Source organism: Massilia sp. Leaf139 (assembly GCF_001424165.1).
Taxonomy (GTDB): Bacteria; Pseudomonadota; Gammaproteobacteria; order Burkholderiales; family Burkholderiaceae_D; genus Telluria.
Genome location: NZ_LMOJ01000024.1, coordinates 98,361 through 110,522, shown reverse-complemented (window position 1 = coordinate 110,522; position 12,162 = coordinate 98,361). Strand labels below are relative to the sequence as shown.

Annotated in this window: 10 protein-coding genes and 1 pseudogene; 3 read left to right on the top strand and 8 right to left on the bottom strand. The window is 65.9% G+C overall.

Annotation, left to right across the window (positions count from 1 at the left end; genetic code table 11):
* Positions 1-79 precede the first annotated feature (79 nt).
* The gene (locus ASF77_RS16305) at positions 80-1,213 is read left to right on the top strand and encodes an efflux RND transporter periplasmic adaptor subunit (RefSeq protein WP_056342263.1); all 1,134 of its coding nucleotides are present in this window, start codon (positions 80-82) and stop codon (positions 1,211-1,213) included.
* 7 nt (positions 1,214-1,220) lie between these two features.
* Positions 1,221-4,355 carry an efflux RND transporter permease subunit gene (locus tag ASF77_RS16300; protein ID WP_056341444.1) on the top strand — a complete coding sequence of 1,045 codons (3,135 nt, stop codon included), beginning with the start codon at positions 1,221-1,223 and terminating at the stop codon, positions 4,353-4,355.
* Positions 4,356-4,640: 285 nt separating this feature from the next.
* Here the strand turns inward: ASF77_RS16300 and ASF77_RS16295 are convergent, their stop codons facing one another.
* The 3 genes and pseudogenes from ASF77_RS16295 to ASF77_RS24955 form a co-directional block, all read right to left on the bottom strand.
* A complete protein-coding gene (locus ASF77_RS16295) occupies positions 4,641-5,561 on the bottom strand; it encodes a hypothetical protein (RefSeq protein WP_056341442.1) in 921 nt (306 codons plus the stop codon).
* Positions 5,562-5,648: 87 nt separating this feature from the next.
* Positions 5,649-6,590 carry a YqjD family protein gene (locus tag ASF77_RS16290; RefSeq protein ID WP_056341441.1) on the bottom strand — a complete coding sequence of 314 codons (942 nt, stop codon included), beginning with the start codon at positions 6,588-6,590 and terminating at the stop codon, positions 5,649-5,651.
* Between the two features lie 622 nt (positions 6,591-7,212).
* Positions 7,213-7,466, bottom strand: a pseudogene (locus ASF77_RS24955) (IS3 family transposase); the annotation flags it as partial.
* A gap of 184 nt (positions 7,467-7,650) precedes the next feature.
* Between ASF77_RS24955 and fnr the strand changes: the two are divergent.
* Complete coding sequence (fnr, locus tag ASF77_RS16285; RefSeq protein ID WP_056341439.1) at positions 7,651-8,418, top strand: fumarate/nitrate reduction transcriptional regulator Fnr; 768 nt, start codon at positions 7,651-7,653, stop codon at positions 8,416-8,418.
* A 71-nt stretch (positions 8,419-8,489) separates the two neighbouring features.
* On the opposite strand, the gene ASF77_RS16280 is transcribed toward fnr, so the two are convergent.
* Genes ASF77_RS16280 through ccoO form a run of 5 tightly spaced genes read right to left on the bottom strand, consistent with a single transcriptional unit; the run spans position 8,490 to position 12,156 of the window.
* Complete coding sequence (locus tag ASF77_RS16280) at positions 8,490-9,020, bottom strand: FixH family protein (RefSeq protein ID WP_082493832.1); 531 nt, start codon at positions 9,018-9,020, stop codon at positions 8,490-8,492.
* Between the two features lie 9 nt (positions 9,021-9,029).
* Positions 9,030-10,415: a cytochrome c oxidase accessory protein CcoG gene (ccoG, locus tag ASF77_RS16275; protein WP_056341435.1), complete on the bottom strand. Its 1,386-nt coding sequence runs from the start codon at positions 10,413-10,415 to the stop codon at positions 9,030-9,032.
* Positions 10,412-11,380 (bottom strand): cytochrome-c oxidase, cbb3-type subunit III, encoded by a 969-nt coding sequence (ccoP, locus tag ASF77_RS16270; RefSeq protein ID WP_056341433.1) that lies wholly within the window; start codon positions 11,378-11,380, stop codon positions 10,412-10,414. The genes ccoG and ccoP overlap by 4 nt, the downstream gene beginning before the upstream one ends.
* Positions 11,373-11,537, bottom strand: a complete 165-nt coding sequence (locus ASF77_RS23745) for a CcoQ/FixQ family Cbb3-type cytochrome c oxidase assembly chaperone (RefSeq protein ID WP_082493831.1) — start codon at positions 11,535-11,537, stop codon at positions 11,373-11,375. The genes ccoP and ASF77_RS23745 overlap by 8 nt, the downstream gene beginning before the upstream one ends.
* Before the next feature lies 1 nt (position 11,538).
* Positions 11,539-12,156 (bottom strand): cytochrome-c oxidase, cbb3-type subunit II, encoded by a 618-nt coding sequence (gene ccoO / locus ASF77_RS16265; RefSeq protein WP_056341431.1) that lies wholly within the window; start codon positions 12,154-12,156, stop codon positions 11,539-11,541.
* Between the last annotated feature and the right edge of the window lie 6 nt (positions 12,157-12,162).

The window sequence follows — 12,162 nt, the reverse complement described above, 5'->3', positions numbered from 1 at the left end:
TTTCGTGCCTTTTTGATAAACTGCTCCATTGCGCTCAAGGCAACCGCCTTGCCAGACCATGGAACCGGAATTCAAGCACATGCCATCCTCGACACCACGCTCACGCCTCCTCGCCTGTTCGACCGTCCTGCTCCTCGCCGCCCTCTCCGGTTGCGGCAAGGAAGAGGAGAAGAAGACGGCGCCCGCCACCCCGGCCCTGACCGTCACCACCGCCCGTCCGAGCACCGCCGAACTGCCGCTGCGCCTGGCCGCCAACGGCAACGTCGCGGCCTGGCAGGAAGCGGTCATCGGCAGCGAGTCGGGCGGGCTGCGCCTGCTGGAAGTACGCGTCAACGTAGGCGACGTGGTCAAGAAGGGCGAAGTGCTGGCCGTGTTCTCGGCCGATACCGTCAACGCCGACGTCGAGCAGGCACGCGCGGCGCTGCAGGAAGCCCAGGCGAATGCCGCCGAGGCGGCCGCGAACGCGAAACGTGGCCAGGACTTGAAGAGTTCCGGCGCCGTCAGCGAACAGCAAGCGACCCAGTGGGCCACCGCCGCCCGCACCGCGAGCGCGCGCGTGGCCGCCGCCAAAGCCACCCTCGACCAGCAGCAGCTACGCCTGAAGTACACGCAGGTAGTCGCGCCCGACAGCGGCGTGATCTCGGCGCGCAGCGCCACCGTCGGCGCCGTGGTCGGCGTCGGCACCGAGCTGTTCCGCCTGATCCGCCAGGGCCGCCTCGAATGGCGCGCCGAACTGCCGGCCGCCGACATCGGCCGCGTCAAGCCCGGCACGCGCGTGCGCGTCAAAGGCGCGAGCGGCAGCGAAGTCGTCGGCAAGGTGCGCACGGTGGCGCCGACGGTCGATGCGCAGACGCGCACCACCCTGGTCTATGTCGACCTGCCGCCTGCCCTGTCGACCAACGCGCCCCTGAAGGCCGGCATGTTCGCCGGCGGCGAATTCGAACTGGGCGCCTCGAACGCGCTGACCGTGCCGCAGCAGGCGATCGCCGTGCGCGACGGCTTCAGCTACGTCTTCCGCCTGAACCCGGACAGCCGCGTGAGCCAGCTGAAGATCGGCACCGGGCGCCGCCTGGGTGAGCGCATCGAAGTCGTCAGCGGCCTGGCGCCGGACGCGCAGATCGTCGTCAGCGGCGCCGGTTTCCTGAACGACGGCGATCTGGTGCGCAATGTACAGGCGCCGCCGGCCGCGCCGGCCAAGGTCGCGGCGCGCTGAGGACACCATGAATTTTTCCGCCCTCTCCATCCGTAACCCGATCCCCGCGATCCTGCTGTTCGCGCTGCTGACGCTGGCCGGCCTGCTCGCCTTCAAGGCCAATAAAGTCCAGTTCTTCCCCGATATCGAACTGCCGATCGTGACCGTCACCGCCACGCTCGACGGCGCCGCGCCCGCCCAGCTCGAAACCGAGGTGGCGCGCAAGATCGAGGACTCGGTCGCCACCCTGCAAGGCGTCAAGAACATCTACACCAAGGTGCTCGACGGCGTGGCCACGGTCACCGTCGAATTCATCCTCGAGAAGAACCTGTCGGATGCGGAGAACGACGTGCGCGGCGCCGTCTCGCAGGTGCGCGCCGACTTGCCGGCCGAGATGCGCGAGCCGAGCGTGACCAAGGCCGCCACCGCCGGGCGCTCGATCCTTACTTTCACCGCCGCCGCAAGGACGGGCACAGGCGCCGGCGCCGGCACGAACGGCATGGACGACCAGGAGCTGTCCTGGTTCGTCGACAACACGGTGTCGAAGCGCCTGCTCGGCGTGCCGGGCCTGGGCGCGGTGAAACGCGTGGGCGGCGTCGACCGCGAAGTGCGGGTCGAACTGAACGATGCGCGCATGGCGGCGCTGCGGGTGTCGGCACTGGACGTATCGCGCCAGCTGCGCAACGTGCAGCGCGAAGCCCCTGGCGGCCGCGGCGACGTGAGCGGCGCCGAGCAGTCGGTGCGCACCCTGGCCACCGTCGCCAGCGCCCAGGAACTGGCGCGCATGGATATTCCGCTGCCGGACGGGCGCCACGTCAAGCTGAGCGAGATCGCCACCGTGATCGATAGCGTGTCGGAGCCGCGCGCGCTGGCCGAGCAGGACGGGCGCAAGGTGGTCGGCTTCGAAGTCTTCCGCACCCGCGGCGCCAGCGAGACCGAGATCGCCGCAGGCGCGCGCGCCGCGGTCGCCGAGCTGCAGCAGGCGCACCCGAACGTGATCCTGAAGGAGGTCGTGGACAACGCCGAGCCGGTGCAGGAAAACTTCGACGCCTCGATGGAGATGCTGTACGAAGGCGCGGTGCTGGCCGTGCTCGTGGTGTGGTGGTTCCTGCGCGACTGGCGCGCCACCTTTGTCGCCGCCGCCGCCCTGCCGCTGTCGGTGATCCCGGCCTTCCTCGGCCAGTACCTGTTCGGCTACACGCTCAACATGGTCACCCTGCTGTCGCTCGCGCTGGTGGTGGGCGTGCTGGTCGACGACGCCATCGTCGAGATCGAAAACATCGCGCGCCACCTGCACATGGGAAAGACGCCGATGCAGGCGGCACTGGAGGCGGCCGACGAAATCGGCATGGCGGTGATCGCGACGACCTTCTCGTTGGTGGCCGTGTTCCTGCCGACCGCCTTCATGGGCGGCATTCCCGGGCGCTTTTTTAAACAGTTCGGCTGGACGGCGGTGCTGGCAATCCTGGCCTCGCTCGTGGTGGCGCGCCTGCTGACGCCGATGATGGCGGCCTACATCATGAAGAAGCCGTCGAAACCGCACGTGGAGCAGGATGGCGCCATCATGCGGCGCTACATGGCGAGCATGCAGTGGTGCCTGCGCCACCGCCGCATCACGGCGATCGCTTCGCTGCTGTTCTTCGTCGGCTCGATCTCGCTGGTGCCGCTGCTGCCGACGGGCTTCGTGCCCGCGGCCGACCGCGGCCAGACCATCATCAACGTCGAACTGCCGCCCGGCTCGACGCTGGCGCAAACCCACCGCGTGGCCGAAGAAGCGCGCCTGGCGGCGATGCGCGTGCCCGGCGTGAAGAGCGTGTTCAGCTCCATCGGCGGCGGCTCCAGCGGTGACGCCTTTGCCCCCGGCGCCTCGGCCGAAGCGCGCCGCGCGGTGCTGACGGTGACGACCTCGCACCGCAGCGACCGCGACGAATCGCTCTCGGATCTGGAACGCCGGATGCGGACGGAGTTGTCCGCCATTCCCGGCGCGCGCTTTAACGTCGGCCAGGCCGACACCGGCGGCAAGCTGCAGCTGGTGCTGCGCAGCGAAGACCCGGCCGCGCTCACCGCCGCCGCCCGCCGCGCCGAGCGCGAGCTGCGCGGCCTGCAGGGCATCGGCAACGTCAGTTCGAGCGCCTCCCTGGTGCGCCCCGAGATCATCGTGCGGCCCGATTTTGCGCGCGCGGCCGATCTTGGCGTGACGGCGGCCGCCATCGGCGAAACCGTGCGCGTCGCCACCGCCGGCGACTACGAACAGGCGCTGCCGAAGATGAACCTGTCGGAGCGCCAGGTCCCGATCCGCGTGAAACTGCCGGACGCGGTGCGCGCCGACCTCGATGCGATCGGGCGCCTGACGGTGCCGGGCGCGCGCGGGCCCGTGCTGCTCTCGACCGTCGCCGACATTACGATGGAAAGCGGCCCGGCCGAGATCAACCGCCTCAACCGCAGCCGCAACGTGACGCTCGACGTCGAGCTGGGCGGCCGTTCGCTGGGCGACGTGAATGCCGAGGCGCGCGCCCTGCCCGCCTTCCAGCAGTTGCCGGCCTCGGTGCAGATCGCGGAACTGGGCGACGCCCAGGAGATGCAGGCGCTGTTCGCCAGCTTCGGCGTGGCGATGGCGATCGGCGTGCTGTGCATCTACGGCGTGCTGGTACTGCTGTTCCACGACTTCATGCAGCCGATCACGATCCTGGCGGCGCTGCCGCTGTCGATCGGCGGCGCCTTCATCGCCCTGCTGCTGACGGGCAGCGCGCTGTCGATGCCGACCATGATCGGCCTGATCATGCTGATGGGGATCGTCACCAAGAACTCGATCCTGCTGGTCGACTACGCCATCCTCGCGCGCGAAGCCGGCATGAACCGCTTCGACGCCCTGGTCGACGCCTGCCACAAGCGCAGCCGGCCGATCATCATGACGACCATCGCAATGGGCGCCGGCATGCTGCCGCTGGCGCTGGGGTTGTCGGGCGACCCGAGTTTCCGCTCGCCGATGGCGATTGCGGTGATTGGCGGGCTGATCACGTCCACGCTGCTCAGCCTGCTGGTGGTGCCGGCGGTGTTCACCTATGTGGACGATCTGAAGGACTTGATGAATCGCGGCGTGCGCAGGATGCGGCGGCAGCCGAAGGAGCCGGTGCGGACGGTGGCGCCGTCGGCGATGAAATAGGGTTGCCGTTGTATTGACGGCGCAGACGCGTGGGCACGGGTGCCCACCCTACGGTGCACGACCGCTTCAAGGAATTCCAGCGGCCGTCGCGTAACGTAGGGTGGGCTCTCCGAGCCCACGCGTTACGACCGCCAAATAAAAACGCCGGCATTTCTGCCGGCGTTTTTATTTGCTACCTGACTGCTCAGAAAATAATCGCGAGCAGGATGATGATCGGAATCGGAACCCCGACGAGCCACAACAGAATCGACTTCATAGCGTTCTCCTTGGTTTAATGGTTGCTACTTAGCGATGCTTGACGCCGTCGCGCAGCTTGCCGCCCAGGGTGGCGCACCAGCTGGCGACAAAGGCGCCCACCAGCAGGGCGACCGTCAGCCACAGCGCCGTGCCGGCCGCGGCCTTGCGGGCGGTGTCGGCGGCTTCCTTGGCCGTGGCCTTGGCCTTCGCCGCGGCAGCGGCGCCGCGGGCGTAGACGTCGTCGACGCGCTTCTCGGCGGCGGCTTGATCCAGGCCGGTACGGGCGGCGATGCGGCTGGCCAGATAAGCGCGGTCATCCCTGTCCAGGCTGCCGTTCTTGACCGCATTGGCGAGGATGCGCATGGTTTCCTGGCGCAGGTCGGCGCTGCCGCCGGTCGTGTCGGGCTTGTCGGTGCGCAGCATCATGTCCGAGAAATAGTCGAGCGGATTGCCGCCGGCGCCCTCGCCATTGTCGCGCGCAGCTGCTGCGGTCGCGGCGGCGCCGCTGGCCATCGTTGCTTTCGCCACGCCGGCGCCGGCGTCGACGGCCGTGCCGGTCATCTTGCCGATCACGCCCGAGAACAGGGCCGCCGCCAGCATGGTCGAGACCGCCCAGGTGAGGAGGCCGTGCGCGGTGTCGCGGAAATAGACTTCATCGGTATGCAGGCTGGCCCATTTCACGCGCAGGCGCCCGGCCATGTAGCCGCCGATGGCGGAAGCAGCCAGCTGGGTCAGCGTGATCCAGAGGATGGCGCCGATGCCGAAAGCAACGCCGCTGTTGTCCGACCAGGGGGAAGCGGCGGAAAGGCCGAGTCCGGAACCCAGCAGGTAGAGCACGAGGGACAGTGCGGAGGCGGCTGCTGCGCCGGCCAGGATCGCGCCCCAGGAAACGCCTGAGCGTGCGGTTTCGACGGCATCGGCCCCATGGCTAGGGACGTGCGTCGTCGCACTCGATGATTGAGCTTGCATGATTTAGCCTCGATTATTGTTATTCGAAAGACGGCATCCCGGCCGAGCGTCATCTCGGCCGGGATACGTCTGGTGAAGCGCTACCGATCAGTAGTCGCGACGGCGGCTGCCACCGAGCAGCTTGGCCAGGATGTAACCGGCGCCGAGGGCGATGGCCACGGCGGTGCCTGGCTTGTTGCGCACGTATTCGCGGCCCGAATCAGCCAGTTGCTGATAGGTGTCGTTCATTTGCGCGGAACGGTTGCTGAACTGGCTCGAAGCACCGCTGAGCAGGCCGCTCAGCTTGTCGACGCCGGCGTGGGCCGAGGAAACGACGCGCTCGACCATCGGCTGGGCTGCCTCGGCGGCCTTGTCGATTGTCTTGTGCATTTCTTCCGGCTTCATCGAGGCCATCATGCCGCTCGACGACGAATCGCCGCCGGTGCTGCCACTGGTGCCGGTCGAGCCGCCCTGCGCGCCCGAGGACGACGAACCGCCGGTCGAACCCGAACCGCCGGAGACCGACGAGCTGCCCAGGGCGCCAGTGCCCGACGAACCCGACGAGCCCGACGACGAGCTGCCCATGGCGCCGGTCGAACCTGCCGACGACGAGCCGACATTGGCCGAACCCGACAGCGACGAACCGGTGATCGAGGAGCCCGAGCCCGACGAATTGGTCGACGACGAGCCGTTCGACGACGAGCCGGTCGACGACGAACCCATCGCGCCAGTCGAGCCTGCGCTCGACGAACCCGACAGCGATGAACCGGTCGAACCCGACGACGACGAGCCGCTCAGGCCGCCGCTGCTGCCCGCACCGCTCGAACCGCCGGTGGCGCCGGCGTTGCCGGAGCTGCTGGCGCCGCCCATGGCGCCGCTGCTCGAACCCGTGGATGGGCTGGCGCTCTGCGACGAGGCGCCCGACAGGCTGCCCGACGAACCGCTGCTGCTCTTGTTCAGGCTGCTGGACTTGTCGTCCTTGCCAATGCTGCTGCCGCTTTGCTTGCTGGCGTCAACGCCTTTTCCCTCGCTCGACTTTTGATTATCCATGACTTTTGTCCTTGTAAAATGGTGACCAACGCGGAGTAGACCGGTACCCGACCCCACATTCTTCCTCGATTCGGATCGAAACAAAACGGAGGCGCGAAAATGAACTGCGCTATATCAATGGATTGTTCGGATCAATGTTCTCGGTCATTGATTTACATCGATGACCACGAACAAGCTAAAAAGTTCCTTCAACAAGCCACGTCACTTTCGCATCCCGTTTTGCAAGAGTACGCCACTAGGGCGTACCGCACGATTGCAGCGGTCGGGTTACCACGTGCGATACAAAAAATATAACGGATGCGCCAGTCTAACCGTGCGTTGACTAACAGAACCGCAGGATCGCTGAAGATCGGCTGTCGATCAAAGAGAAAGACAGCGCGTTCACCGCTATTTCGATGGATACAGGAAATTATTACAGACGGATGGAAACCACCGTCGCCGACGTAGTGAACGCGCGAACTTGGTTCGCGCAATAACGGCTGATGAGCGAACTCGACTTGCTCAAGAGAAGCTGATCGATGTGGCGGTGCCGGCAAACCAGAGCCTTGGCCTGTGCCACGGAGGCTGAAGTCCGCGTTGCAAAGTGGATCGCCCCAGCTTCCTGGAAGCCGGTTAGTGTGAGTCAGGCCAGGATAGCCTGATTGCTCGACTGCCTGTCGTAGTTTGCCTCAGCTTCGGCCGGCGGTATGGGGCCGAGCGGCTCAAGCAGCCGGCGGGGATTGAACCAGGAATCCATTCGAGTATGGCCGTCGAATGGATTGGTTCGGCCTGGCAGGACCCGTTGATCGTCTCGGCCAAGGCCTTATCGTCACTGTCAACCTGACCGCCCACAGACAATTCGATGCCGGCTTCTGGCAGACGCGCGCGGTACTTGATCCATGCGCATAGGGCGCTCGATGACTTCGGGGGAGTACTTGGGTTGTTTTTTCATGACACCATGTCCTCGAACACTGAAGCCTGTACTCAACCCGGGGCGATTCAGCATAGGTTACTCCCGAAAAACGTCATATGCGCCCGTTGACCGGTCTATAATCTTCACACACCCGTTTTAGGCACCCAGATGAGCCAAGGTATCCCATTCCCGACCACGGCACCAATTAGCCTTGGCCAGATCAAGGCGAGCTGCAGCGCGTGCAGCATGCACCAGCTGTGCCTGCCGATGGGGCTCGACGAAATCGACATCAACCGGCTCGACCAGATCATCGGCCGGCGCCGGCGGCTCGTACGCGACGAACGTCTGTATGCCATGGGCGAGCCATTTCGCAGCCTGTACGCGGTGCGTTTCGGTCACTTCAAGACCTATCAGGTCAATGCCTTGGGCGCACAACAGATCACGGGCTTTCAGATGGCCGGCGAACTGCTCGGCATGGATGCTATCAGCGGCGACCGCTACCAGTGCGACGCCGTCGCGCTCGAAGACAGCGAAGTGTGCGAGATCCCGTTCGCGCGCCTGGAAGAATTGTTCGGCGAGGTGCCCGCGTTGCTGCGCCACTTCCACCGCATCATGAGCCAGGAGATTACGCGCGAACAAAACGTGATGCTCCTGCTGGGCAACATGCGGGCAGAGCAGCGCTTTGCCGTCTTCCTGGTGAACCTGTCCGCGCGATATGCCGCGCGCGGCTATTCGTCGACCGATTTCGGCTTGCGCATGTCGCGGGAGGACATCGGGAACTACCTTGGACTGACCATCGAGAGCGTCAGCAGGCTGTTGTCGCGTTTCAAGAAGCAGGGCTGGATCGAAGTGGATAAGCGCGAAGTGCGCTTGCTCGAGCCGGCGAGGCTGAAGGCGATGGCTGCCGGCACCGAGCAATGCAGCCCGATGGCCTGAGCCCCGGGCCGCACTCTTCATGCATTTTGCGGTAGCAGCTGGCTCGTATCGACAGTTGCTGCGCCCGGCAGTCACGGTTCCGGATCGGCCACGATCTCCAGCTTATCCGTCGATGCCGGGCTCCAGGCGCGTGCCAGACGCCACGCGCGGCCTTCGTCCTCGACGACGACGCGCCAATGCGTCATCTCCAGGGCTGGCAGCCGGATCGCGGCGACGCCGTGCGCGTCTGGCCGCGCGTCGAGCATCAGGTCTTTCCGCGGCAGCGTCGGATGCGCGAGCAAGATCCGGAAGGGCGCGCGCATCGGGCGGCCGAAGCTCTCGAGCCGGCCTTCGAGCACGCCGGCCTTCGCGTCATGGCGCGCCGTGAAGGCCAGGTTCAAGGCCGTTGCCGCGCGGTCGCGCCGCAGATCCTGATTGATCGCCTTGCCACGCTTGTAGTAATCGTCCACGACGACTGCATCCGGCTGCCTGATCGCAAGCCCGACTGTAACTGCGGTTGCCAGGATGACGGCGGCAGGACCGAGCATGATGAACCACGGCCAGCGATGGCGGTACCATGGGGGCACGACGGGTTGCGGAAATACGGGTGGAAGCGTTGGCATGTGTGGTTCCTAACGCGGCACGATGAAAGCCGCCTCTTCGCTCACGGCGACTGCTGCGTCGTCCAGTGCGGTAATCGTAAAGTCGATCTGGTTCGATCCGGGCTTGCCTGCCCCCGGCGGAATACGCACCCGCACCGGCAGCGCGCGCGTGCTGGCACCGTCCAGAGCGACGACCGTCTCGTCCACGATCACGACTCCGGGCAGGCCTTCGACCTGCAGGCGCAGCCGGCGCGGCGCTTCGCTGGTGTTCATCAGCTGCAGGCGGTAAACATTCTCGATCCAGCCCTCCCCAACTTCCCGGCCCATCGAGCCGCGGTCGCGGATCACGTCGACCTTGAGCGGGACGCGCAGCGCCAGCGAAGCCGTCATCGCCGCCAGCAGAAGCGCCAGCACCGCCGTGTAAGCCAGCACGCGCGGGCGCAGCAGACGTCGCCGCACCTGCGCCGTGCTCCATCCCTGCGCCAGCGCGTTTTCGGTGGCGTAGCGAATCAGGCCGGCCGGCTTGCCGATTTTTTCCATCACCCCGTTGCAGGCGTCGAGGCAGGCGGCGCAGCCGATGCATTCGTACTGCAGGCCGCGCCGGATATCGATGCCGGTCGGGCAGACCTGCACGCACAAGCTGCAGTCGATGCAGTCGCCCGAGCGCGCCCGGCCGGCCTGGCCGTGCGCCGCGCGCGGCTCGCCGCGGCCACCGTCATAGGTCACGATCAGGGTGTCCTTGTCGAACATGGCACTCTGGAAGCGCGCATACGGGCACATGTATTTGCAGACCTGTTCGCGCAGCCAGCCGGCATTGCCGTACGTGGCAAAGCCATAGAACAGCACCCAGAATACTTCCCAGGAGCCGAGGTTCCAGGCAAGGATTTCGCCCATGAGGAAGCGCACCGGGGTGAAGTAGCCGACAAAGGTCAATCCGGTCCACAGCGCCACCAGCAGCCAGGCGGCGTGCTTCGCCGTTTTCTTCGCGATTTTCTCGAGGTTCCATTTCTGGCGGTCGAGCCGGACGCGGGCGCTGCGCGCGCCCTCGACCCTGCGTTCGATCCAGAGGAAAAGCTCGGTGTACACCGTCTGCGGGCAGGCGAAGCCGCACCAGACGCGCCCGGCCACCGTCGTGACAAGGAACAGCCCGTAGGCGCAGACGATCAACAGGGCCGCGAGATAGATGAAGTCCTGGGGCCACAGCACGAGGCCGAACAGGTGGAACTTGCGCGCGCCGAGGTCGAACAGCACCGCCTGGCGGTCGTTATAGCCGATCCACGGCAGCCCGTAGAACAGCAGCTGGGTCAGCCAGACGCAGGCCCAGCGCAGCGTCGCATAGCGGCCTTTTGCCTCGCGCGGGTAGATTTCCTCGCGCGCGGCGTACATCCTGATGACCGCTTCCTTGGGCGCGTTCATTTTGCAGCGACCTTGTGCTTGTCGACCGGAGCGCCGGCCGCCGGCTCGCCGGCCGCCGGATTCGACAGGCTCCAGACGTAGGCGGCTAGCACGTGCACCTTGGCCTCGCCCAGGAACTCGCCGAAGGCCGGCATGGTGTTGGTTCTGCCTTTGCGGATCGTCTCCATCACGGTCTCCGCGCTACCGCCGTAGAGCCAGGTCTTGTCGGCCAGGTTGGGCGCGCCGAGCGCCTGGTTGCCGGTACCTGTGGCGCCATGGCAGGCCATACAGGCTGCATACTTGGGTTTGCCGAACACGACCTTGATCGGGTCGGCGGTCAGGCCGGACAGGTTGAGCACGTAATGCGCGACCGCTTCCACGTCCTTGTCGGAACCGAGCGCCGCGCCCATGGGCGGCATCATGCCGATGCGCCCGGCCATGATGCTGGCCTTGATGGTGGCCGGCTCGCCCCCGTGCAGCCAGTCCTTGTCGGTCAGGTCGGGGTAGCCCTTGTTGCCGCGCGCATCCGAGCCGTGGCACTGGGCGCAGTAGTTCATGAACATGCGCTCGCCGATCGCGCGCGCCTGCGGGTCGGACGCCACCGCCCTGATGTCCTGGCCGGCATAGCGCGCGAATACGGGTCCGAAATCCTGATCGGCCTTCTTCAGCTCGGCCTTGTATTCGCCCGCCGAATCCCATCCGAGCCTGCCCACGTGACTGCCCAGCCCCGGGTACAGAACCAGGTAAGCGACGGCGAACACGATGGTCAGGTAAAACAGCCACATCCACCAGCGCGGCATCGGCGTATTGAGTTCGGTCAGATCGTCGTCCCACACGTGGCCCGTGGTTTTCTGCGGCTGGCCATCGGCGTCGAGCCTGACCCGGTGCACTGACTGGGACCACAACAGGATGCCGCACCCGGCGATGGAAAGCAGCGTGAGGAGGACGATGTACCAGTCCCAGAAGCCGCTCGTGAAGTCAGCCATGATCCGACTCCTCGTCGGCGAAAGGCAGCGCGGCGGCGCTGTCGAAGTCGGCGCTGCGGCGCAACAGGAAGGTCCAGAGCAGGATGCCCATGAAGCAGGCAAACGAAAGCACGGTGATCACGCTGCTGGCGCGGTCGAAAATAGTGTCGATGGACATGTCAGTTCCTTGTCTTGATCTGGGTGCCGAGGCCCTGCAGGTAGGCGACGAGCGCGTCCTGCTCGGTCTTGCCTGCGAGTTCGGCCGGCGCGTTCTTCACCTCATCCTCGCTGTAGGGAACGGCGAGCATTTGCATGGCGCGCATTTTCGGCACGATCGTGGCCGGATTGAGCCGGGTCGTGGCGAGCCATGGATAGCCGGGCATGTTCGATTCGGGTACGAGGTCGCGCGGGTTGTCGAGGTGGGTGCGATGCCATTCGTCGCTGTAGCGCCCGCCAACACGTGCCAGGTCGGGCCCGGTGCGCTTGCTGCCCCACTGGAAGGGGTGGTCGTAGACGAATTCGCCGGCAACGGAATAGTGGCCGTAACGCTCGGTCTCGGCGCGCAGGGGCCGGATCATCTGCGAGTGGCAGTTGTAGCAGCCCTCGCGGATGTAGATGTCGCGCCCGGCCAGGCGCAGTGGAGAATACGGTTTCAGGCCCGCCACCGGTTCAGTCGTGGACTTCTGGAAGAACAGCGGCACGATCTCGACCAGGCCGCCGATGGAGATCACCAGCAGCACCAGGCCGATCAGCAGCCAGGGGTTCTTCTCGATCCATTCATGGGTAAAGTTTTTCATTTGCGC

Bases quoted from the DNA above. Each gene is read 5' to 3' on its own strand.
- ASF77_RS16280 (WP_082493832.1), bottom strand. From the start codon at position 9,020: ATGCCAACGCTTCCACCCGTATTTCCGCAACCCGTCGTGCCCCCATGG.
- ccoO (WP_056341431.1), bottom strand. From the start codon at position 12,156: ATGAAAAACTTTACCCATGAATGGATCGAGAAGAACCCCTGGCTGCTG.
- fnr (WP_056341439.1), top strand. From the start codon at position 7,651: ATGAGCCAAGGTATCCCATTCCCGACCACGGCACCAATTAGCCTTGGC.
- ASF77_RS16300 (WP_056341444.1), top strand. From the start codon at position 1,221: ATGAATTTTTCCGCCCTCTCCATCCGTAACCCGATCCCCGCGATCCTG.
- ccoP (WP_056341433.1), bottom strand. From the start codon at position 11,380: ATGGCTGACTTCACGAGCGGCTTCTGGGACTGGTACATCGTCCTCCTC.
- ASF77_RS16290 (WP_056341441.1), bottom strand. From the start codon at position 6,590: ATGGATAATCAAAAGTCGAGCGAGGGAAAAGGCGTTGACGCCAGCAAG.
- ASF77_RS16295 (WP_056341442.1), bottom strand. From the start codon at position 5,561: ATGCAAGCTCAATCATCGAGTGCGACGACGCACGTCCCTAGCCATGGG.
- ASF77_RS16305 (WP_056342263.1), top strand. From the start codon at position 80: ATGCCATCCTCGACACCACGCTCACGCCTCCTCGCCTGTTCGACCGTC.
- ASF77_RS23745 (WP_082493831.1), bottom strand. From the start codon at position 11,537: ATGTCCATCGACACTATTTTCGACCGCGCCAGCAGCGTGATCACCGTG.
- ccoG (WP_056341435.1), bottom strand. From the start codon at position 10,415: ATGAACGCGCCCAAGGAAGCGGTCATCAGGATGTACGCCGCGCGCGAG.